At 60.7% G+C, this 22,241-nt stretch carries 15 protein-coding genes; 4 read left to right on the top strand and 11 right to left on the bottom strand.

Annotated elements, in window-relative coordinates:
• Positions 1-156: 156 nt before the first annotated feature.
• Together AB4N80_RS19110 and AB4N80_RS19105 are read right to left on the bottom strand one after the other, a co-directional pair.
• Positions 157-2,487: an ATP-dependent DNA helicase gene (locus AB4N80_RS19110; protein WP_460078255.1), complete on the bottom strand. Its 2,331-nt coding sequence runs from the start codon at positions 2,485-2,487 to the stop codon at positions 157-159.
• Complete coding sequence (locus AB4N80_RS19105; RefSeq protein ID WP_354338959.1) at positions 2,484-4,253, bottom strand: VRR-NUC domain-containing protein; 1,770 nt, start codon at positions 4,251-4,253, stop codon at positions 2,484-2,486. Before AB4N80_RS19105 ends, AB4N80_RS19110 begins: the two co-directional genes overlap by 4 nt.
• Before the next feature lie 223 nt (positions 4,254-4,476).
• On the opposite strand from AB4N80_RS19105, the gene AB4N80_RS19100 reads away from it, so the two are divergent.
• On the top strand, positions 4,477-4,701 hold the full coding sequence (locus tag AB4N80_RS19100; protein ID WP_053119970.1) for a YgdI/YgdR family lipoprotein: 225 nt from the start codon (positions 4,477-4,479) through the stop codon (positions 4,699-4,701).
• Between the two features lie 259 nt (positions 4,702-4,960).
• Here the strand turns inward: AB4N80_RS19100 and AB4N80_RS19095 are convergent, their stop codons facing one another.
• The 7 genes from AB4N80_RS19095 to AB4N80_RS19065 form a co-directional block, all read right to left on the bottom strand.
• The gene (locus AB4N80_RS19095; protein ID WP_122566918.1) at positions 4,961-6,814 is read right to left on the bottom strand and encodes a polyurethane esterase; all 1,854 of its coding nucleotides are present in this window, start codon (positions 6,812-6,814) and stop codon (positions 4,961-4,963) included.
• A 160-nt stretch (positions 6,815-6,974) separates the two neighbouring features.
• A complete protein-coding gene (locus AB4N80_RS19090) occupies positions 6,975-8,324 on the bottom strand; it encodes a TolC family outer membrane protein (protein WP_122566919.1) in 1,350 nt (449 codons plus the stop codon).
• 14 nt (positions 8,325-8,338) lie between these two features.
• Complete coding sequence (locus AB4N80_RS19085) at positions 8,339-9,673, bottom strand: HlyD family type I secretion periplasmic adaptor subunit (RefSeq protein ID WP_122566920.1); 1,335 nt, start codon at positions 9,671-9,673, stop codon at positions 8,339-8,341.
• Positions 9,670-11,469: a type I secretion system permease/ATPase gene (locus AB4N80_RS19080; protein ID WP_122566921.1), complete on the bottom strand. Its 1,800-nt coding sequence runs from the start codon at positions 11,467-11,469 to the stop codon at positions 9,670-9,672. The genes AB4N80_RS19085 and AB4N80_RS19080 overlap by 4 nt, the downstream gene beginning before the upstream one ends.
• Positions 11,470-11,605: 136 nt before the next feature.
• Positions 11,606-12,034, bottom strand: a complete 429-nt coding sequence (locus tag AB4N80_RS19075) for an AprI/Inh family metalloprotease inhibitor (protein ID WP_460078249.1) — start codon at positions 12,032-12,034, stop codon at positions 11,606-11,608.
• A gap of 125 nt (positions 12,035-12,159) precedes the next feature.
• On the bottom strand, positions 12,160-13,614 hold the full coding sequence (locus tag AB4N80_RS19070) for a serralysin family metalloprotease (protein WP_460078246.1): 1,455 nt from the start codon (positions 13,612-13,614) through the stop codon (positions 12,160-12,162).
• Positions 13,615-13,955: 341 nt separating this feature from the next.
• Positions 13,956-14,852, bottom strand: coding sequence for a LysR family transcriptional regulator (locus tag AB4N80_RS19065; RefSeq protein WP_122566923.1), 897 nt, complete (start codon positions 14,850-14,852; stop codon positions 13,956-13,958).
• Positions 14,853-14,984: 132 nt separating this feature from the next.
• On the opposite strand from AB4N80_RS19065, the gene AB4N80_RS19060 reads away from it, so the two are divergent.
• Together AB4N80_RS19060 and AB4N80_RS19055 are read left to right on the top strand one after the other, a co-directional pair.
• Complete coding sequence (locus AB4N80_RS19060) at positions 14,985-16,448, top strand: MFS transporter (protein WP_460078243.1); 1,464 nt, start codon at positions 14,985-14,987, stop codon at positions 16,446-16,448.
• Between the two features lie 193 nt (positions 16,449-16,641).
• Positions 16,642-16,920, top strand: a complete 279-nt coding sequence (locus AB4N80_RS19055) for a DUF1652 domain-containing protein (RefSeq protein ID WP_003201764.1) — start codon at positions 16,642-16,644, stop codon at positions 16,918-16,920.
• Positions 16,921-17,025: 105 nt separating this feature from the next.
• Here AB4N80_RS19055 and AB4N80_RS19050 read toward each other — a convergent pair whose 3' ends face one another.
• Positions 17,026-19,488 carry a UvrD-helicase domain-containing protein gene (locus tag AB4N80_RS19050; protein ID WP_460078241.1) on the bottom strand — a complete coding sequence of 821 codons (2,463 nt, stop codon included), beginning with the start codon at positions 19,486-19,488 and terminating at the stop codon, positions 17,026-17,028.
• 236 nt (positions 19,489-19,724) lie between these two features.
• Here AB4N80_RS19050 and AB4N80_RS19045 point away from each other — a divergent pair, with 236 nt between their 5' ends.
• Positions 19,725-20,420 (top strand): pirin family protein, encoded by a 696-nt coding sequence (locus tag AB4N80_RS19045; protein WP_122566926.1) that lies wholly within the window; start codon positions 19,725-19,727, stop codon positions 20,418-20,420.
• Positions 20,421-20,570: 150 nt separating this feature from the next.
• Here AB4N80_RS19045 and pgm read toward each other — a convergent pair whose 3' ends face one another.
• Positions 20,571-22,217 carry a phosphoglucomutase (alpha-D-glucose-1,6-bisphosphate-dependent) gene (gene pgm / locus AB4N80_RS19040; protein ID WP_305467081.1) on the bottom strand — a complete coding sequence of 549 codons (1,647 nt, stop codon included), beginning with the start codon at positions 22,215-22,217 and terminating at the stop codon, positions 20,571-20,573.
• Positions 22,218-22,241 lie beyond the last annotated feature (24 nt).

The raw sequence follows: 22,241 nt of genomic DNA, 5'->3' as shown, positions 1-22,241 counted from the left end.
CATCCGTATGGATTTTTTGCGGAGTATGGAACAAGTCTGGCGTCAGGAAAAATGATTGAGCGAATCAGCAAGTCTCCAGACTGCTCACAACCCAAGTCCTACTCAATTCCCCTGTGGAAGCGAGCTTGCTCGCGATAGCAGTGTTTCAGCCAGCCTTCACGTCACTGACAGACCGCTATCGCGAACAAGCTCGCTCCCACAGGTGGCGGAGTGTGCTTCCTGAGTGACAGACCACCAGCGCGGCAATAAGTGCTGCACCCTGGCCTCGCCAAACCGATCATCGATCAGCATCACCACCCCGCGATCCTGCTGGGTGCGGATGACGCGGCCAGCCGCCTGCACAACTTTTTGCAGCCCGGGGTACAGGTAGGTGTAGTCATAGCCATCGCCAAAGATCGCCGCCATGCGTTGTTTCATCTGCTCATTGACCGGGTTGAACTGCGCCAGCCCCAAGGTGGCGATGAAAGCGCCGATCAAGCGAGAGCCCGGCAAATCGATGCCCTCACCGAACGCTCCGCCCAGCACCGCAAAGCCAATACCTTGGCTGTGTTCCATGAAGCGTTCGAGAAATGCCTGCCGAGGGGCTTCGCCCATGCCGCGCGATTGCGTCCAGAGAGCAATCTGCGGGTGTCGCTCGGCCAACAGCCCGGCCACTTGCTGCAAGTAATCGAAGCTGCTGAAAAAAGCCAGGTAGTTGCCCGGACGCTCGCTGAACTGGCGGGCCATCAACGTGACAATCGGCTCCAGGGACGCCTGGCGATGGGTAAATCGCGTGGAAATGCGGCTGACAACCTGTACGTCCAACTGCTCGGCCTTGAACGGTGATTCGACATCGATCCACACCGTGTCGCCCGGCGTCCCCAGCAAGTCTGCATAGTAATGCCGAGGGCTCAGGGTCGCCGAAAACAGCACGGCGCTGCGGGCCGCCGTCAACCTGGGTCGCAGGAACGCGGCCGGTACCACGTTGCGCAGGCACAGCGTCGACAAGCTTCGCTGGCGACCGAGCTCGCGCTTGTGGATGTCGAACAGGAAGTGCTCGTCGAAGGTCTCCGCCACCCGGCCAAACTGCAAGGCGTCGAAGTAGAACGCCTGCAAGCCGCTGTCCAGGCCCTGGGGATGATCGTTGAGATAATCGCCAATGGTGGTGGTACAGGTGGCCAAAGCCTGGAGCAGCTTTTCCGGCAGTTTTCCATAGGCCTGATAGGCCGCCACCTGAGGCGTGTGCAAGGCGTTCCACTGGCGATTGACCCGCTCCAGGGATTTCTTCAGCGGTTCGGGGGCGGTTTTGCGCACGCTGCTCAGCGTGGCCTGGTCAAGGGTCGCGCTGTACATCTGCCGTCCACGTTCTACCAGGTTATGGGCCTCGTCCACCAGGGTCGCGACCGTCCAGCCGTTGGCTTGGGCCAGACCAAAGAGCAAGGCGCTGAAATCGAAGTAATAGTTGTAGTCGGCCACCACTACGTCGACCCAACGGGCCATTTCCTGGCTGAGGTAATACGGGCACACCTCATGGGCCAGGGCAATCTCGCGCAACGCCGCCTGATCGAGCAAGGTGACCCGGCTCGCCGCTGCCCGGGCGCCCGGCAGGCGGTCATAGAAACCCCGGGCCAGCGGGCAGGATTCACCATGGCAGGCTTTGTCCGGGTGTTCGCAGGCCTTGTCCCGGGCGATCATTTCCAGCACCCGCAATGGCATCGAAGGCGCGCTATCGGTGATCACGCGCGCCGCGTCCAGGGCCAGCTTGCGCCCTGGGGTTTTCGCCGTGAGAAAGTACACCTTGTCCAGTTGCTGCGGTGCCAGGGCCTTGAGCATCGGGAACAAGGTGCCAACGGTCTTGCCGATGCCAGTGGGCGCCTGGGCCATCAGGCAGCGGCCGGTACTGACCGCCTTGAACACCGACTCGGCCAAGTGCCGTTGCCCGGGCCTGAAACCCGCATGGGGAAAGACCAGCGCCTGCGCGCCGAGGTTGCGCGCCTGTCGATGGGCCATTTCCTGCTCGGCCCAGGCCAGGAACAACGCGCATTGCCCTTCGAAGAAGGTGTGCAACTGCGCCGCCTCAAAGCTTTGGGTGATGCAGGTTTCCTTTTCGCTGACGATGTCGAAATACACCAGGGCCACGTCGATATGCGGCAACTGCAGCTTCTGGCACATCAGCCAGCCATAGATCTTCGCCTGGGCCCAATGCAACTGGCGATGGTTGGCCGGCTGTTTGCTCAGGTCACCCCGATAGGTCTTCACTTCTTCAAGGCACTGGCGGACGGGGTCATAGCCGTCGGCTCGGCCTTTGACCGTCAATGTTTGGTAGTGACCTTCGAGGGCCACTTCAGCCTGATAACCCTCGTTTCGCCGCGAGGCAACGGTGCGATGGCCGGCGATGCCTTCCAGGGCTGTCGGCGAGGGGGTGAAGCGCAGGTCGAGGTCGCCCACCTTGGCGGTGAACTCACACAGCGCTCGTACGGCGATGCTGTAGCTGGGTGCCAGGCTCATGGGGCCCCATCGCGAGCAAGCTCGCTCCCACAAGTGATCGGTGATGGTTCGTCCCCGACCTCACTGCCACAGGTGTGCTGTGATGGTTCACCCTCTGTGGGAGCGAGCTTGCTCGCGATGGGGGACTCTGCCCATTGCACATAACAAACGGCGATGGGCATCCGGTGCTCGTGACAGAACTCCAGCCAGCGCAGTTGGTTGTCTTGCAGGCGATCGCCAGGGCCTTTGACTTCGATCATGCGGTAGGTCTTGTGCTGCGGCCAGAACTGGATCAAGTCCGGCATGCCGGCGCGGTTGGCCTTGATGTCCAGCAGTAAGCGCTGGAACCAATGCTTGAGATGCTCGGCCGGCAGGCAATCGAGAGCCTGCTCCAGCAAAGGCTCGGACAACGCGCCCCAGAACACGAACGGCGATTGCACGCCCCACTTTTCGACGTAACGGCGGTAGATGGTCTGCCGATAGCGGCCATCGTCCAACTCCGCCAGGCAGGCCACGAACAACTCGGCGCGACGAGCATGGAAATCCTCATTGAGCAGGTCGACCGGCCCGCGCTGGAACGGGTGGAAAAACGCGCCCGGCAACGGCGCGAAGATCGCCGGCCAGCACAGCAGGCCGAACAGTGAATTGATCAGGCTGTTCTCGACGTAATGCACCGGCGCGGCTTCATCGTGCAGGTGGGCCTGGACGTGGTATTCCACTGACAAGCTAGGATCGACGCGAGACAAGTGCAGTTCCAGACGCTCCACTTCCCGGGCCATGGCCCGTGGCACCGGCGGGCCGCCCAGCTTGCGCCGCAGGCGAGGCACGATCCGAAGCAGAGCCTGGGTCTCGGCGGCGCTTTGCGGTGCCTGCGCCGCCGCCTCGCTCAGTTCAAGGGCCAGGGCGAACTCGCCGATACGTTCCAACACCCGGACCCTTCGCAACCGGGCGCCCGGGTAGGTGCAATCGCGATAGATGCACAAGGCCAAGGCAAAATCACCGATGCGCTCGCCGTGCTGGCCGATCTGAAACAACAACTTGCCCCGGCGCCGCTCCAGCCAGGGATTATCCAAGGACAACTCGTTGACCTGGGCGACGACAGCTTCCAGGGGCTCGCCGGCTTCGAAGCGTTGCTGGCAGTCGTGCAGGAACAGATAGGCATCGACGTCTTCACGACTGCGCAAGCCCCGTGACTCGGCACTGAACTCAACGGTTTCGTAGGTGAAGATCCCCAGGTCCGCCAGGACGAATTCCGACCAATCCTGGTAAAGGTTGCCGAAGAACATCAAGCGCAGCCTGTCGCACAGAGTCATGATCGTCAGGCTGTACAAACGGTCGTCGAGCTGCGGACACCAGGCCCGGAACGGCTGAAAGTGGTTTGAGTGATCATCCAGCGCCTGGAGCCATTCGGTCTTTTTCGCCTTGGGGTGTTCAATCAAGTGGCCAAGGCACAGGAGGATTTCCGCCCTGAGCAGCACTTCGAACAGTTCAACGAGCCCGATGGGCGCCTGTTCCTCAACCCAACCCAGCGCCAGCAGCGGCGTGACGGCCGCATCGATGTCACCGATTTCCGGGTAACTCAACTTGCTATGACGGAACCGCAGCCCCTTGCGCATCACCATCCGCACCAGCAAGGCTTGGGAGGCACGGGGCAGCATTGCGAAATCGTCAATGAAGCGCTGTTCTTCGCCGCTGAGCACATCGGTATAACGCTGGGTCAACCAGGCGAGCACTTGCTGGAAGTTGATCAGGTAATAAAACGGATCGTCGAGAGAACGGGTTGCCACGGGAAGAAACGCCAAGGGGTGTCGGGGTACTGGTTATGCATACAGATAACAGCTGTAAACCACTCAGGCAACCGCAAAAGATGAACGGTCTCCTATATTTAAGGTGAAATCCTTCAGCTAGCGATGAACTTTCCTACGGCAAGCGAGACCAATGGCGGTTAGCTAATGTGATGGCGCGGTCGAATCAGCTGCTCCGTGTCCTTTTGATTGAGAGGTTATGGTTATGAACATCAGGTTTCTGGGCCTGCCCCTGGTCGCCGTGGCATTTATGGCTTTGGCTGGCTGCGCGTCGCCCACGGTAGTGACCTTGCAAAACGGTACCCAGTATTTGACCAAGGACACCCCCAACACCCGCACCGCCGACGGTTTCTACGAGTTCGAGGACATTTCCGGCAGGAAAGTCCGGGTCCGCGCCGATGATGTGGCGACCATTCGCAAGGAAGACTGATTCCCTGTGATTCGCCTGGTAGGCCGCCATAGCGAGCAAGCTCGATCCCACAAAAGGCCGGTGGTGAACACAAATACTGCGTACACCCGAAATCCCCTGTGGGAGCTTGCTCGCGATAGCGGTGGATCAGCTTGCAATGATGTTGAATGTTCAGGCCCCTTCGCGGGCAAGCCCGCTCCCACACAGCTTCGGGGGTGAACACAAATCTTGCATACACCCGAGATCCCCTGTGGGAGCGAGCTTGCTCGCGATAGCGATATCAGGCGAATACGATCCCGTCGCCGCCAACCTGACCGATACCAACCCCTACCAGGGTCACGGAACTGTCGCCGACCTTAAGCAGCGTGTCATTGCCCACTTGTGACAGGTAATCGCTGTAGTCGTGGCCTGTCCCGGCGCCGGGTACGCCAAGGAACACCAGCTTGTCCCCCGCCCCATAACCGCTGATCCGGTCCTGGCCGAACGCACCGTTGAAAAGGAAGGTGTCGCTGCCACCGCCCGATTGCATCAGGTCGTTGCCCGCACCGCCAACGAAGGTGTCGTTACCCGCGCCGCCCACCAGCACATCGTTGCCGTCGTGACCGAACAGCCAGTCCCCCTTTGCTCCCGCCACCAGGGTGTCGTTGGCCGCACTGCCCTTGACCGAAGACGCATACGCAGTCAGATTGCCGCCCGCCACCAAACCATTGGCGGTGACGCTATGGCTCACCTCATTCTTGAGCAGTCCCCAGAATAATCCGGGCTCTTTACTGACCAAGGTACCGATGTCGCGGGTGATGCTGATCGCGCCATGGGCATCGCGCATGTACAGCGTTCCGGCCCCGTCATGGGCAAAGCTGAAATCCTTCACCGACTGCTGCAGTTGCAGGCTGTTGCTGCCCTGCCCGCCCAGTATCACGTTGTAACCACCACCATCGCGGAAGGTGTCGTTGCCGGCGCGGCCTTCCAGGTAGTCGCTGCCCTTGCCGCCCTGGATCAGGTCATTGCTGTCGCTGCCGATGATGAACGTGCTGCCGGTGTGGGTTTCGGCGTTGCGATTGAGGTCCTGCACCCAGGTATTGGCGCGCGCGGGGTCTGACAGGTTGGCGACGATAACGGTGGAGTCTTTTTCGGTGAGGTCGTAGAACGCCGAGCTCATGATCCGGCCCATGCCATCGCCGTAGCCGCTGGGCAAGTGGGAAATCCAGGTGGGGATGTTGAGAATCGAGAACGGCAACACGTTCCATGCCGCCGAAGCGTAGTGGTCGTTGAAGCTGACGATGTTGTTGGTGGCCGACTCCTGTTGCCCATCGTGTACCCCTACCGACGCGAGGTTGAACGTCGAACCATCCAGGACGCGGAACACCGGATCGTTCTCGTAACCGATATTCAAGACCTTGTCGGTACTGCTCTGGGTTGGCGAAGCGTAGGCGATGTAGTTGGCATCGGCGTAGAACCCCGACCATTGGCTGGTGCTCAAGTCCGCCAGACTGTTGACCGCCAGCCCACCCAGGCTGTGACCGCTGACCAGCACGTCCGCGCCGGTCAGGCCGTGGGCCTGGGCAAACTTGGCGACGTCTGCGAGCAGATTGCCGAAGGCTTCGCCCGCGTAGTTTTTGGCGTAATCCTTCGGTCCGAAGGCCGCCAGTAAATCGCTGATCGCATCGCCTATGGAGTCAACGATCAAGTTCTCTCTTGGGCCGCTGGTGCCACGAAACGACACACCGATTTCCGTCAGATGCCCATCGGCGTCGTACTTGCCAAGGATTTCCGCCTGCGCCGTGGTGTAGCCGGCCTTCTCGCCGAAGAACGTCCCCCGTCCATCGACCTTGCCGGTGTAGCCCAGTTGCGAGGCGCTGATGGGCGTCCAACCAGCCTTCTGCACCGCTTCCAAGGCGAGCTTTTCCGAATCGGGGTTCCACGGCACACCGGGGATCACCCCTTGGGAATCCGTGCCGCCGAACAGCGCGGTGACCAGGGTCGCCGGCAATCCGGCGCCGAAACCGTTGTCCTGGTACCCGGCGGCAAAGCCGTTGTCGAGGTTGTGATAGGAATACAGCATGATTGCCATCGCATCGCTGACCAATGCTTTGGATTCGGTGGTGCCGAAGTTCTTGTAGTCGTAGATACCCATGGTTGTTGCCCTCTTTTTGTTGTTGGAATGCTAGAACCGGGTGGTACAGCTTTTTGTGGCCAGAGATTGCTCCCGCTGGAGTGCGAAGCGCTCCCAGGCTTTTTGGGGCCGCTGCGCAACCCAGCGGGAGCAATCCCTGGTCACAAAGGCAACGCGCTGGTCATTGAATTGCCCCCTGGGACACAAACGCCTCGTCCACCTTCGCCAAGTCCTGCGGGCCAAGAGTGCCGGCGTAGTAATGCAGCTTGGTCCAGGCCATGAGGTAGTCGTAGCGGGCCTGGGCCAGGTCGCGGCGGGTGGTGTAGAGCTGTTGCTCGGCATTGAGTGCGTCAAGGTTGACCCGTTCGCCACCAAGGATGCTTTGCCGGGTCGATACCACCAGCGCCTCGGCGGAGCTGAGGGCCTTCTGGTAGGCGCGCAGTTTGTTCATCCCCGACACGCAAGCGCTGAACTGACGGCGCAGTTCAATCAGCGTCTCGCGGGTCTTGGCCTCCAGCTCGTATTCGGCCTGCTCCATGTTGCGGCTGGCCTGACGGGTCGACGCCGAGACCCCACCGCCGGCATACAGCGGCACGCTGACTTCCAGGCCGATGGTGTTGGTGTCGTAGCGCTGGTTGTAGGTGTTGCCACTTTCCGATTCGTTCTGGCGCATCGTCGCGTAGGCACTGACCTTGGGCAGGTGTCCGGCGCGGTTGCGTTCGACCTCGAAGCGCGCCACATCCACCGCCTGGCGCTGGGACGCCAGGCTGGGGTTATTGCTCACGGCCAACTCATGCCAGGTGTCGAAACTGGCCGGTTGCAAGACAAAGGTCTGGAAGGTGTCGTGCAACGGGGCCAGGTCGCCGATATCCAGGGCCGGGACGCCTATCAGCGAGCCGAGCTCACGCAAGGCGGCGTCCTGCTCGTCCCTCGCCTCGATTTCTTCGGCGATTGCCAGTTCATAGCGCGCCTGCGCCTCGAGGATGTCGGTGCGCGTGCCTTCGCCCTGGCGAAACAGCTGTTCGTTTTGCTGGAATTGCTGCTCGAACGCCTTTTTCTTGGCCTGGGCAATGTCGATCTGGTCCTGGGCAAACAACGCCTGGGTGTACTGGCCCAGCACCCGCACCAACAGCGCCTGGCTCTTGTCCCGAAAACTTTCGTCGGCGAATAATGCCTGGGCCACGCCCTTTCGGTAGGCCGCGTATGCCTCGTAGTCCAGCAAGGGTTGTTGCAGCGTCAGACTGGAGCCGTAGCTGCTGTAGTTGCGATCGTCATGCTGGCTGGCGCCACGGTCATTGAGGTACGTGACCTTGGATTGGTTGCGGCCCTTGTTGTAGCTGTAGCCCAAATGCGGCAACAGCCCGGCGCGGCCAATGGCGCGGTTCTCCAGGCCCGCATCGCGCTCCTTGATCGCGCCCAGGTAGGCCGGGTCATTGCGTAGCGCCTGCTCATAGAACTCGAAGGGCCCCATGGCCCAGGCGTTGTTGCACACGGAAACGGCCAGCACGGCCACCCAATAGAAACGCTTCATACCGCCAGGCTTCCTTATTCTTCGGTCAACGCAGAGCCTGCTCGGTCGAGCAGCGGCTTGAACAGGTAGTTGAGCAACGAGCGCTCGCCGGTGCGTACGAACATTTCGGCCGGCATGCCGGGTTTGATCACCAAGCCGTTGAGCTTGTCCATCGCCACGTCGCTGACGCTGCTGCGCAGCACGTAGTACGGCGCGCCGGTCTTCTCATCGAGCATCTGGTCGGCGGAAATCAGGCTGACTTCCCCAGGCACCCGCGGCGTGCGGTTCTGGTTGAAGGCGGTAAACAGGATGTCCACCGGCAAATGCGGGCCGACCTTGTCGATCAGGTGCACCGGTAGATGCCCTTCCACTTCCAGCCGCGTGCCCTGGGGGACGATTTCCAGCAAGGTGTCGCCCTGGCGCACCACCGCGCCTTCGGTGTGCACCCCCAGGTTCACGGCGATGCCGTCGGCGGTGGCGAGGATCTCGCTGTGTTGCAGCTCGAACCCGGCGGATTTCAGTTGCTGTTGCAGGGTTTCACTCTTGAGCTGGGCCTCGGCCAACTGACTGCGCACCTCTTTCTGGTATTCCTCGTTGTGCTGCTGCAGCTTCAGGCGCGACTCGACGATCCCCTGCTCCACTCGCCCGCTTTCGCCGCTGTTCTGCGCCAGTTCCTGCTGCACTTGCGACAGCTGGCGTTGATAGTCCAGCAGGCGGTTGCGCGGGATGTAGCCGTTGTCCGCCAAGGGTTGCAGGTTGCCCAGTTGCAGGCGCAGGGAGTCAGCCTGGGCGGTCAAGTCGCTGCGGGCCCGGCGCATGCCTGCCAGTTGCGCCGTGGCCCCTTCGATGTTGGCGCGCAACGCCGCCTGCTCCCGGGCGAAGGCTTCGCGGCGACTGCTGAACAGTTGCCGCTGGCCTTCGAGCACCAGCGCCAGGCGTGGATCGGGATCGCGACTCAACTCTGCCGGGAAGCTCACCTGCAACAGGTTGTCCCGCTCGCTTTGCCAACGCGCCAGGCTGGCCCAGGTCATCCGGTACTGCGCTTGCAGCGATTGCACATCGGCGGCGGCCTGGGTCTGGTCCAAGCGGAACAGCGGCTGGCCCTGCTTCACCACCTCGCCTTCGCGCACCAGGATCCGGCTGACCACACCACCGCTCATCGACTGCACGGCCTTGCGCTTGCCGGAAACCACCACGGTGCCTTGCACGGGGATGCCCTGGTCCAGCGGCGCCAGGCTGGCCCAGGTGAAAAAACTGCCGGCCCCCACCAACGCCAGTACCCAGCCCATGCGGGTGAAGAAACGGGCGTCGCGCTCCGGGCGCTCGAAGTCCTGGGCCAATTCGAGATTCATCTCGCACTCCTTGCTCATACGCCACCCGGTTTGCCGACTGCCTGGTACTGGCGACTCATGCTCAGTCCGTTGGGGGTCGCCGGGGGGCTGTTTGGCGGTGAATGGCGCGGCGCGTTGCCCTGTGAATCCGGCTGCCCGGACAGTGCCCGCAGCACCTGCTGGCTCGGGCCGAAGGCCTGTAGCCGACCTTCATCAAGCACCAGCAACTTGTCGGCCTGGGCCAATACCGAGGAACGATGGGTGATCAGCACGACGCTGGTGCCTTGGGCCTTCATCTGCGCAATGGCCCCGGCGAGCGCGGCCTCGCCAACCGTGTCGAGGTTGGAGTTGGGCTCGTCGAGCACCACCAGGCTCGGCCGGTCGTACATCGCCCGGGCCAGGGCGACCCGTTGCTTCTGCCCGCCGGACAAACCGCTGCCGTCTTCCCCCAGCACGGTGTCGTAGCCCTGGGGCATGCGCAGGATCAACTCATGGACGCCGGCCTGTTGCGCGGCGGCGACGACTTTTTGCGGGTCGGCCTCGCGAAAGCGGGCGATGTTCTCGGCGATGCTGCCGCTGAACAGCTCGATGTCCTGGGGCAGATAGCCGATATACGGGCCGAGCTGGTCGCGATTCCAGCGATGAATATCCGCCCCATCGAGCCGCACCTTTCCCCCTAGTGTCGGCCACACGCCGACCAGCACACGAGCCAGGGTGGATTTACCGGAGCCCGAAGCCCCCAGAATCCCGAGGACTTCCCCCGCCGCTAGGCTGAAGCTGACCTGCTGCAGGGTGGCATTGCGTTGCCCCGGCGGGCCGGCGCTCACCTGCTCGAAACTCAGCTGGCCCTTGGGCGGCGGCAGCGCCATCGCATCATCCTGTGACGGGTAAGCCTGCAACAGCGCATCGAGGCGGCGATAGGCGAGCTTGGCTCCGCTCCACTGCTTCCACACGGCAATCAACTGGTCGATGGGGCTCAACACCCGGCCCATCAGGATCGAGCCGGCAATCATCATTCCGGCGGTCATCTCGCCCTTGATCACCAACAGCGCGCCCAACCCCAGCACCAGCGACTGCAAGCACAGACGCAGAGTCTTGCTCAAGGCACTGATCACCGCACCGGTGTCACTGGCCTGGTTTTGCAGACCGAGAAAACGCGAGTGCACGGCGAACCAGCGGCTGCGTAGCGCGTCGAGCATGCCCATGGCCTGGATGGTCTCGGCATTGTGCAAATGGCTGGTGGCCAGTTGGCTGGATCGTTGTGAGTAGACACTGGCCTGCCCCAACGGTTTTTTGGTCATGGCTTCGTTCAGGCAGGCCAGGCCGATCAGCAGCAGTGTGCCGACGGTGGCGAATACACCGAGCCAGACGTTGAACAGATAAATCACGAGCAAGTAAATGGGGAACCATGGCGCGTCGAAGAACGCGAACAATGCAGGTCCCGTGACAAATTGGCGAACATGGGTAAGGTCGCCCAGGGACTGCCCTGCATTGCCCTCGCCCTGACACAGATTGCGCTCGAACGCAGCTTTGTACACTTGGAGGTTGAAGCGTCTTTCCAACTGACTGCCGATGCGGATGACAATGAAGCTGCGCACTATTTCCAACAGTCCGATGAACACAAAGAACCCGACCACCATCAACGACAACATCGCCAGGGTGGTTTCGTTTTGGGATGACAACCCGCGGTCATACACTTGGAGCATGTATATCGACGGCGCAAGCATCAAGACGTTAATCAATGCAGTAAAACAACCGACACTGATCAGAATGTGTTTATAAGCGCCCAGCGCTTTAAACAACGGCACGGCGACAGCGCCCCGGCTCTTAGTCATGGATCTTCCTGCTGTTGGCTTCGCCGGATATCCGGCTGTTATGCACTACCAATCTTTAATTATTCAATCGGCCCCGGCCGATGCGCACGCCTGATTGAACATACGCGTCTCGCCCTGGGACAATCGTAACAATTTGTTAACGCTGGATCGGCCGCTCAAGCCTGAGTGTCAGGCCGGACTTCAAAGTGACCTGATAATGATGTTCTTGGCGCAACCCCAGGTGCACTCTAGAGTTCTGTCTGCCAATCAGGGAAAGACCATCGGGTTCGGTAAACCAATGGACCGGTTCATCCCCCAGCCAGTGGCCCAGGCATTCGGTTTGTCCGCCCAGGGTTTGGTCCGCCTTGAGCTCGACAAGGCAGGTGTTGGATGGTTTGTCCTGCATCGCCTGGCTTTGCGCAGTGTCCTGCGGGCTCGACAGAACGGCCTGCCACTGACCGGCCAACTGCGAGGATTCTGCTAACAACAGGCTGCGCGCCATGGCGACTTCTCCACAAAACATCATCAACGTAGCGAGCAACCCGGCGGTTGCCTGAACGCTACAGGGCATCGATTCTCTACGCATTGGCTTGATCCTGGCTGGGTCCTGTAGGCGCTGTCGAGCGAAGCGAGGCTGCGATCTTTCCCCTAGCACTTGAGTCTCAAGCGAAAAGATCGCAGCCTGCGGCAGCTCCTACAGGGATTTCAGCATTACGCCACGATGTCCGAAACGGCTGCCTGGCCGACGGTGCTGACCAGGAAGTCAGCCACGCCGTGCCCGGAGAAGTCCACCGACAACAGGCTGTTGCCACCCGATGTCGACAGCACCGTATCCCCCGCCGCACCGGTGAAGGCGCTGACAAAATGCAGGCCCGCACCCTTGGTGATGCCCGTCAGATCGATCTTGTCCAGGCCGCTGACGAAATCGAGGATCTGGTCCGTCGCCCCCGGCCGTGAGTCGGAACTGGCGGCGAACACAAAAGTGTCCGAACCCGAGCCGCCCCAAAGCTTGTCCGAGCCACCGGCGCCCCAAAGGATATCGTTGCCGGCACCGCCCTTGAGTTCGTTGGCCACCGCATTGCCGATCAGCAAGTCGCTGCCCGAACCGCCGATAGCATTTTCGATGACTGCCCCTTGGGCGATGGACACGTTACCCACCATGCCCCCCACGTCGGAGAACGAGGCGTCATTGAGGTTGATTTTCTGGTTCTGGGTAAACCCGGAGAAATCCAGGGTGTCGCGGCCGCCCGCGTCCCATACCGAAAACACCACTTTGTCCGACGACGAAGAGGCACTGAGAAAATCGCGACCGGTGTTGGAGTTGAAACCGTAGGTCGAGTCGCCGGTACGGGTCGTGGTGTTGGCACCGTAGAGCTTCTGGATGGCCGCGATGTCATCCATCAGCGGGCCCGAGGCGTAGGCTTCGACGCCGCCCTTGCTGAAGTTCTGGTTGGTATTGCTTTCGCTCCAGTAGCTCATGACGCTGTAGCCACGGGTATCCTGGCCATAGGTGGCGTCGTCGTAGGTCGGACTGCCTTCACCAGCGTTGTAGTCACCCGGGTGGGCCAGGCCGAGGGTGTGACCGATTTCGTGGGTCAGGGTCTGGCGGCCGTAATTGTTCAGGTCCGGGTTCTTGTTCTGGGTGTAGCTGCTGTTGATCAGGTACCAGGACGTCCCGTCATAACCGGCGCCAGTCCCCGGCAGATAAGCGAACGCCGCGGCGCCATCCTGGCCGCCGCTGTAGTTGCCGAAGGTCATGTGACCGTCGCCACCGCTGGTTTTTTCGGTGAAGGTGACATTGGCCACGTCCGCCCAGGATTGCATGGCCAGGGCGGCCTGGCCTTTCTGCTGGGCGCTGAACTGGCTGAAGCCGCTGATCCCATGCTTGTTCATGGTGCTGGAAGAGGCAGACGTCAGGAAGGTATAGGTCAGCTCGATCTTGCCGCTGCCGTCCCGGTCCTGGTAAGCCGCGCCGTCGCGCAGCAATTGAGTGGCCGCCTCGTCGACGGAGTACGACGGTTTGCCGTTGACGGTCAGGTTGCCGCCGCGGTCGTATTGATGGCTGAAACTATTGATCTGGTTGAACGCATTACTGGGCGCCGCCAATTGCGGAGCCCAGAGCAGTTGTTCGGCAGAATCAATAGCGCTGTTTTTGACTTTCGACATAAACACACTTCCTTGTTTGCTAATGGAACAGTTTTAGTCAGACAGGCGATCTCTGGCGAGATCGTCCTATCACTCGCCCAATGAGGACGCAAGAAACCTGACATAATTTGAAATCAAACGTCTAGCAATTTTTTCGTTCAATTTCACGTCGATTCCCTTAACGCCCGGAAACAATAGGTTTCTACCTTCTTAGTGCGCACGCTCAACTGCCCGAGTTACAGATTGTCGGACAAAACTCTATTTAAATATTAAATATCCATAACTAGGCATTTGTGCACGGCGCCACACTTTCGCCAACTAAGTGCCAGCGAAGTGCTATTAATGAATATCTACTAAGACCACTATGGTTTACTTGCGCACACTTCCCGCAAACAGCCCCGAAGCCAGCGATGCACGGGGTCGGCGTCCATTCGCGGATGCCAGAGCATGGCGATCGTGAATCCAGGCACCGGGAACGGCAGCGCGAAACTGTGCAGACCGACCCGCAGGCTGGTGGTGTAACGCTCAGGCACGCTGGCAATCAGGTCGCTGGAGCGCGCCAGCCCCAACGCCGAAGAGAAACCTGGCACGGTGGTGACGATTTCCCGGGACAGGTCCAGCGCCGCCAGGGCCTGGTCGATAAGGCCATGGTCCAGGCCGCGCATCGAGACGCCGACATGCCCGCCCGCCGCATAACCGGGGGCACTCACCGCCGCGTGGCTCAACGGGTGACCCGTGCGCACCACGCCAATCAAACGGTCGCTGAACAACGCCTGGGTTCGCAGTTCCGGGCTGGTGTCCTTGTCCACCACGGCGGTCTCCAGGTCCACGGTGCCTTCGCGAAGCGCCGTGCTGTCCCGGTCGGTCTTTTCCACGAAACGCAACCGCACGCCCGGCGCTTGCTCGTGGATACGGGCGATCAGGTCGATGGCGAAGTTTTCCACGAATCCTTCACGGGTGCGCAGCGTGAACGTACGGTTCAACCGGCCAAGGTCCGGGGTCGCCACTGGCCGCAGCACCGCCTGGGCCTGCAGCACCAGTTGGCTGACCTGCTCGCGCAACTCCAGTGCACGGGGTGTCGGCACCAGCCCTCGCCCAGCCCTTACCAACAGCGGGTCACCGGTGGTTTCGCGTAACCGTGCCAATGCCCGGCTCATGGCCGATGGGCTGAGCCGCAACCGTCGGGCGGCGCGGGCCACGCTGCCTTCCGAGAGCAGCACATCGAGGGTGACGAGTAGATTGAGGTCAGGCGAAGACATGGCGGAGTCTCGAGTTGAGTAGATGGCGTCTTGTGCAGCTATAACCTGCAAATGCTGCGCCTTCCGCCATGTTATGCCCAGCTGTAATGTTCTGACAGCGCCGTTTAGAGCGCCACGGATACAGGTGAAGCGATGAAACCCATCAACACGCAACCAAACTCGCCGGCAACCGCACCCGCAAACCGGCTCTTTTCACCTCGCTGGGCTTTGGCCAGCCTTGCGCTCTCAACGTTGCTGGCCTCCCTGGGCGCCAGTGTGGCCGCAGTGGCGTTGCCGACGCTGGCCCAGGTCCTCGATGCCTCTTTCCAACAGGTCCAATGGGTAGTGCTGGCCTATCTGCTCGCCATGACCACGCTGATTGTCAGCGTCGGCCGCTTGGGCGATCTGATGGGTCGTCGCAAGCTGCTATTGGTCGGTATCGCCCTGTTCACTTTGGCCTCGGCGTTGTGCGGCCTGGCTCCCTCGCTTTGGTTGCTGGTCGCGGGTCGGGCATTGCAAGGCCTGGGGGCTGCCATCATGATGACGCTGACCCTGGCCCTGGTCGGCGAAACAGTCGCCCAGGAGAAAGCCGGCAGCGCCATGGGCCTGCTGGCCACGCTGTCGGCGGTGGGCACGGCCTTTGGGCCGTCCTTCGGCGGCCTGCTGATCAGCGAGTTCGGTTGGCAGGCCTTGTTTTTGGTCAACCTCCCCCTCGGCCTGCTGACGTTAGGGCTGGCGTGGTACGCGCTACCGGTGCGGCAAGTGCCGCCGAAGGCTGAAGCGACTCGCTTCGATATCACCGGCACAGTGCTGTTGGCGTTGACGCTCGCCACCTATGCCTTGGCCATGACCTCCGGGCGCGGAAACTTTGGCGGGTTGAATGTTGCGTTGTTACTGGCCGCGCTGGTGGGCGGCGGGCTGTTCGTTCGGGTCCAGTCCCGGTCCGTGTCGCCGCTGATTCCCTTGGCAGTCTTTCGCGACAAGTCATTGGTTTCGGGCCTGGCGACGAGCGCCCTGGTCGCAACGATCATGATGGCGACGCTGCTGGTCGGGCCTTTTTACCTGTCCATCGCTCTCGGACTGCCAGCGGCCCTCGTCGGGCTGGTGCTGGCGACAGGGCCGTGCGTCGCAGCGCTGGCCGGAGTGCCTGCCGGACGCCTGGCGGACCGGTTCGGCGTGCAGCCCATGCGACTCGCCGGCCTGGCGACCATGGCCCTCGGCTGCCTGATGCTGTCACTGGTTGCCCCTGCCCTTGGCATCGCCGGCTATATCACCGCCATCGTGGTCACGACCCTGGGCTACGCGTTTTTCCAGACGGCCAACAACACGGCCGTCATGGCCGATGTGGCCGCCCAGAGGCGGGGTGTCATAGCCGGGCTGCTCAACCTGTCGCGCAACTTGGGTTTCTTCACCGGAGCCTCCGTGCTCGGCGCGGTGTTTGCGACTGTAGCGGCGACAAATGACATCACCCGCGCCAGCCCCGAGGCCGTGACGAACGGGCTGCACACGACCTTCGCCGTCGCCCTGGCGATGGCGATCCTGGCCGTGGTCATCGCCTTGAAATACCGCGTGCCAGAGCAGTTCGGCGAAGCCAAGGACACCCGTAGCCAAGTGTGATGGCATTCTGAGTATTGCCGCTTAAGTCGTGATCCGGATCAAAAAAAGTGAACCAATCGCAAAACGGACTGAAAAAATCCACATGAGCTTCATTTTCAGGTGCTATTTTTAGTTCTCACTGGTAGAGCCATGATGGCTCTTCCTTCCTGACATGAGCAAAAGGAAGCGCTCGATTGAAGAAGGCGGGCAACACATGAATAAAGGATCTTTCAGCAAGGTTACGTTCCCCAACGCTTGCCAGTTGATGCGCTGGCACTTCCATCCCATGGGATTCGAAGCGAGCATGGATGCGCCTGGCAGTATGGTTGCCCGGTTGTTTGACCGTGCCAGCGGCGAGACGATGATCGCCATTGCGGGGATCCCCTGCGCGACGGTGATGAATGCGCCGGATGTGGAGCGAATAATCGAGGCGGTAGAGGCCGAGCTGGAAGCGTTTGTGCCACCGGTGGGGTTGCGGCGGTTTGCTTCCTGACAAGGGTGATGTTGATCATTTAAAAAGCGGCGCCTTCCTCTTTTGTGGAAGGCGCCGTTTTTTTGGGCTTGGGTTTTGGGTGTATATCCGCACCCGTACACATCCTTATCCTTTACGCCGGTGGTCAGCAAAAAAAGGCTTGTCCGCCGCAACACGATCCGAAGCCTTCGGCCCATTGGCCGCCTGCCCATCCTGCCCATCGACATACCAATAACAATGCTGCACTGCACGAGTGATCCCCACATACGCCAAACGCAAAATTTCATCTTTTTGCGCCGTGTCGTAAGGCTCAGCATCTCCGTCCTGCCCCAGCCCAGCCATCCGATAAACCTGATTCTTGTAAGGCGAACTGCTCAGGTGCTGGCAGTCGCCCAACAAAAACACCGCATCGGCCTGGAGCCCCTTGGCACTGTGGTAAGTCATTTGCCTGAGCCGCCGGGCATCGTACGGCAAGCTAGAATCAACATTAACTATTGGATGAATATACTTTTCTATCAGAAACTTATCGCTACTTTTTCGATACAACATCAGGATGGAATCACCTTTGCGATAGTGTTCATCCAATCGCAGGGCCAGCCCTTCATCGTCTCGATCCAACACATTGACCGGACTCAGCGAGCGAGGCATACCGCTGGCCTTGGCTTTTTTGCCCGGAATAGCCGCAGCCGCGCGCACGATGTGCTCAGCCGCATCGATGATGTGTTGGTGACTGCGATAGTTGTCCGTAAGCATGACTCGGGTTGTCGCGGGTGACGGGAATTGCTTGTTGAACGCCATGAAGTAGCTCGGCGAACTGCCGCGCCAGCCATAGATCGATTGCCAATCGTCCCCGACACACAACAAGGAAGAACGCTGGGCGCCGCGCCCCACGTGCAGCACAGGCCCACGGCTGCGGACCTCCCGAAGACTGGCGCGAAGCCAGGAGACGATCTGCGGTGACACGTCCTGGAACTCGTCGATCATCAGGTGCGAAAGCGGCCTCAGTAAGGCATCACCCAGCAACTTGAAATTTTCCGGCGAGTGCTCGCTGAACAACGCGAACATGCGGTTGTAGGTCATGATCGGTGGCGATTGATCAAGCAAATGGTCTTCGAATGCCCGCCAGTAGCGGCTCAGCGCTTCGAAGAAATACCGGTCGGGATCATCCTGGGCAAAAGACATCCGGCCTACGGCATCCGGAACGTCCAGGCCAAGGTTCTCGATAAATCCCGCCGCCGCGACAAAACAGTCGAGCAATGGCGCCGAACCCAGCTCACCCTTGACCTTATAGTCGAACCCGGGACCAGCGCTGGCGTCGCCGGCCATGGATGCCACTACACGCTTGGATACTTCGTAACTTTCGAGCCAGATCAGCGGCTTACGACAGAAAGCTTGAAACAATGTGCGCTTTACCGCCCACTCCGCGCGGATGCTCAACTTGGCACCCGGACGACTGAGCCGGGCATCTTCCCGCGGATCGAACCCCAGCATCACCCAGGCATCCAGTGAGGGTGCGTAGCCATGGCAGTGGAATGTCGAACCATTGATTTCGAAGGTTTGTCGTTTTGGCTCGATGCCCTTGATTGGCCAGGCACCGGCGCGAAACCACAGGTCTTCGACGGCGTCGCACAATTCCTCGTCGCGCTGGGCCGCCAGCTCGGTCACGGCCACCCGTTTTTGCACATCAGGGTGATCGCGCTCCAGCTCCTTGAGTTGCAGGGCGTGACGGGACAATGGCTGGATCAGCTCACGGAAACGCGCGTCCCTCTGGTAAAGGTTGTAATAACAGGCGTTGAGTTGCCGGCGCTGGACATCGTTGATACGCAGTTCAAAGGGATTGCCTTGGGCGTCGTCGTCCGCTTCGGCGCGATGACTCAGGGTCTCGAAGGCCTGGAGGCGCTCGAACCCGGGCAGGCTACGGACCATGGGCAAGATGCGCGAATGGAACGTGCGCACCAAGTCACGGGCGTCCTTGAGGCTGACGGTTCGCCCCCACAGGGCAAACACTTCGATCAATTTCTGAATGAAGTCCTTGCGCGATTCCCGGGTGAATGTCACCACGGTCATTGAGTCCAGTTCGAATCCCAGGTAGTGGGACAGCAACACAATACGCAGCACCAGGGTCGTCGACTTGCCAGCACCCGCCCCGGCGACCACCGAGGTAGACGGTGTGTCGCTGAAAATCATCTTCCATTGCGCAGCACTTGGTTGTGCGTGCGCTGGCAGCAATCGGGCGACATCCGCCTTGATGCGTTTCTTCAGCTCGGCAGTCAGCGGCAGGCGCCAGTCATCGAACAGCAAATCATCGACCTGCGGTGCCGGATGCTCCGTACTGCGGGAATCACGGATCAACAGGACCTGGCGGCCCTCCTCAAGCCCTTCGGCCCGGCCTTCCTTATAGCCATAGTCGAAACCGGCGGTATGGCCGCTGCGAAAACCATCGGCCTGGCCGTGCAACCAGGACGCTCGGTGCTGGGCGCGCAGGCGCGTCAGGCCATGGCCGAATAACCGAGCGGCCAGGCGCTTGAGCAACGGCATTTGGGCCAGGGGTAAAAGCTCGGGGGGAAGATCAGGAGTGTGTTGCGACACGCTGGGGACTCCGGTGTTCATGAACCATGACGGCTATGGTGTCTGTATTTGCCGCCAGGTTCCACCCAAAAGCTTTTAAGTCATAGGTTTAGGCGATGAAGTGAAAGTTGGCTCACGATTTAATATCTAAATAGGCGATAGTTTTGACGCGTTTTTTACGCTTTTTATCGATGGTTTGCTTGGACAAAATAGCCCCATCAACCCTCGCTTTCGCTCCCAGCGAAAAGGACACGAACATGCTCGAACTCAGGCCCTTCGCCACCTTGGGCGCCGCCAACCATGGCTGGCTGGATGCCCACCACCATTTTTCGTTCGCCGAGTATTACGACCCGCAACGCATGCACTGGGGCAACCTGCGCGTCTGGAACGATGATGTCATCGCCCCCGGCAGCGGTTTTCCTCAACACCCGCACCGGGACATGGAAATCATCACCTATGTGCGCGAAGGCGCGATCAGCCACCAGGACAACCTGGGCAACAAGGGCCGTACGGAGGCTGGCGATGTCCAGGTCATGAGCGCGGGCACCGGGATCGCCCACAGCGAGTACAACCTGGAATCGACGGCCACGCGCATTTTCCAGATATGGATCATTCCCAATGAAGAAGGCCTGGCACCGTCATGGGGCGCTAAACCGTTTCCCAAGGACTCGCGCGAAGGCTTCGTGACGTTGGCCAGTGGCAAGGCCGGCGACGACCAAAGCCTGCGAATTCGCGCCGACGCCCGGCTGGTAGCGGCCAACCTCAAGGCGGGTGAAAGTGCGGAATACCGACTGGACGCCGGACGACGAGCCTATCTTGTACCTGCCACAGGATTGATAGAAATCAATGGTTTGCGTGCACAAGCTCGAGATGGTGTTGCGATTGAAGATGAACAGCTTCTGCGGGTGACTGCGGTCGAAGACAGCGAAATCGTGCTCGTAGACCTGGCTTGATTAATCTTGTGGCGAGAGGGTTGTGGGAGCAAAGCTTGCTCGCGAAGTAGGCGCCTCGTTTTCTGAAATACCGCATCGTCTGTATCGCGGGCAAGCCTTGCTCCCACATGAATCACCTGGCCACAAGTTGGAGCAAGACTTGCTAACGGATCACTTGCTGGTAATCGCCCCATCCACCAACGTTTGCGCCTCAGCCACCAATTGTTTGAGGTGCGCATCGCCAATGAAGCTTTCGGCGTAGATCTTGTAAATATCCTCGGTACCGGACGGACGCGCCGCGAACCAGCCGTTTTCGGTCATGACCTTCAGGCCGCCGATGGCCTGGTCATTGCCCGGCGCATGGCTGAGGATGCTCTGGATCTTCTCCCCCGCCAGTTCGGTAGACGTCACCTGATCCGGCGATAGTTTGCTCAACAGTGCCTTCTGCTGCGGATTGGCCTTGGCATCGACGCGTACCGAGAACGGTTCGCCCAGCTCGTCGGTCAAGGCGCGGTAGGCCTGGCTCGGGTCGCGGCCGGTGCGCGCCGTCATTTCAGCCGCCAGCAACGCCGGAATCAGGCCGTCCTTGTCGGTACTCCAGACACCGCCATCCTTGCGCAAGAACGAAGCACCGGCACTTTCTTCACCGCCAAAGCCCAGGGAACCATCGAACAAACCGTCGGCAAACCACTTGAAGCCCACCGGCACTTCATAGAGGCGGCGCCCCAGGCGCTTGGCGACGCGATCGATCAGGCCGCTGCTGACCACCGTCTTGCCCACGCCAGCATCGGCACGCCATTGCGGGCGATTCTGGAACAAGTAGTCGATGGACACCGCCAGGTAATTGTTCGGCGCCAACAGGCCGCCGGACGGCGTTACGATGCCATGGCGGTCATGGTCCGGGTCGCAAGCAAAGGCCACGTCGAAACGCTCTTTCAGGCCAATCAACCCTTGCATCGCATGGCTGGAGGATGGGTCCATGCGGATCTGCCCGTCCCAGTCGACGGTCATGAAACGGAAGGTGGAATCCACGTGGGTGTTCACCACGTCCAGGTCCAGGCGGTAATGCTCGGCAATGGCCGGCCAGTAGCGCACGCCCGCACCACCCAACGGATCGACGCCCAAGTGCAACCCGGCGGCGCGGATGGCATCGAAATCGATGACATTGATCAGGTCCGCCACGTAAGTGTTGACGTAGTCGTGACGGTGGGTGGTATCGGCCTTCAAGGCCTGCTCGTAGCTGACACGCTTGACGCCGACGAGCTGGTTGGCCAGCAGTTCGTTGGCCTTGGCTTCGATCCACTTGGTGATATGGGTATCGGCAGGGCCACCGTTGGTGGGGTTGTACTTGTAGCCACCGCTTTGCGGTGGGTTGTGGGACGGTGTGATAACGATACCGTCCGCCAGGCCCGAGGTGCGACCACGGTTGTAGCAGAGAATGGCATGGGAAACCGCTGGCGTCGGGGTGTATTCATCCCCTTCAGCGATCATGACAGTCACGCCGTTGGCCGCGAACACTTCCAATGCGCTGGCGCCCGCCGGAGTCGACAACGCGTGAGTGTCGATACCGACAAACAGCGGCCCGTCGATGCCTTGGGCTTCGCGGTACAGGCAGATCGCCTGGCTGATTGCCAACACGTGCCACTCGTTGAAGCCCAGGTCGAAGGAGCTACCACGGTGACCGGAGGTACCAAAAGCCACGCGTTGGGTCGCAACCGAGGCATCGGGTCGGCCGGTGTAGTAGGCCGTCACCAGTCGCGGGATATCGATCAACAACTCTGCCGGTGCCGGCTTGCCCGCAAATGGACTGACTGTCATGCAAAACCTCTGAGTGGAGTGGCT

This window comes from Pseudomonas sp. H3_A02, assembly GCF_054671965.1.
This window is presented reverse-complemented; position numbering and strand designations above follow the sequence as displayed.

Excerpts from the sequence above, each read along its gene's own strand:
- AB4N80_RS19110 (WP_460078255.1), bottom strand. The coding sequence starts at position 2,487 with ATGAGCCTGGCACCCAGCTACAGCATCGCCGTACGAGCGCTGTGTGAG.
- AB4N80_RS19100 (WP_053119970.1), top strand. The coding sequence starts at position 4,477 with ATGAACATCAGGTTTCTGGGCCTGCCCCTGGTCGCCGTGGCATTTATG.
- AB4N80_RS19095 (WP_122566918.1), bottom strand. The coding sequence starts at position 6,814 with ATGGGTATCTACGACTACAAGAACTTCGGCACCACCGAATCCAAAGCA.
- AB4N80_RS19090 (WP_122566919.1), bottom strand. The coding sequence starts at position 8,324 with ATGAAGCGTTTCTATTGGGTGGCCGTGCTGGCCGTTTCCGTGTGCAAC.
- AB4N80_RS19085 (WP_122566920.1), bottom strand. The coding sequence starts at position 9,673 with ATGAGCAAGGAGTGCGAGATGAATCTCGAATTGGCCCAGGACTTCGAG.
- AB4N80_RS19080 (WP_122566921.1), bottom strand. The coding sequence starts at position 11,469 with ATGACTAAGAGCCGGGGCGCTGTCGCCGTGCCGTTGTTTAAAGCGCTG.
- AB4N80_RS19075 (WP_460078249.1), bottom strand. The coding sequence starts at position 12,034 with ATGCGTAGAGAATCGATGCCCTGTAGCGTTCAGGCAACCGCCGGGTTG.
- AB4N80_RS19070 (WP_460078246.1), bottom strand. The coding sequence starts at position 13,614 with ATGTCGAAAGTCAAAAACAGCGCTATTGATTCTGCCGAACAACTGCTC.
- AB4N80_RS19065 (WP_122566923.1), bottom strand. The coding sequence starts at position 14,852 with ATGTCTTCGCCTGACCTCAATCTACTCGTCACCCTCGATGTGCTGCTC.
- AB4N80_RS19060 (WP_460078243.1), top strand. The coding sequence starts at position 14,985 with ATGAAACCCATCAACACGCAACCAAACTCGCCGGCAACCGCACCCGCA.
- AB4N80_RS19055 (WP_003201764.1), top strand. The coding sequence starts at position 16,642 with ATGAATAAAGGATCTTTCAGCAAGGTTACGTTCCCCAACGCTTGCCAG.
- AB4N80_RS19045 (WP_122566926.1), top strand. The coding sequence starts at position 19,725 with ATGCTCGAACTCAGGCCCTTCGCCACCTTGGGCGCCGCCAACCATGGC.
- pgm (WP_305467081.1), bottom strand. The coding sequence starts at position 22,217 with ATGACAGTCAGTCCATTTGCGGGCAAGCCGGCACCGGCAGAGTTGTTG.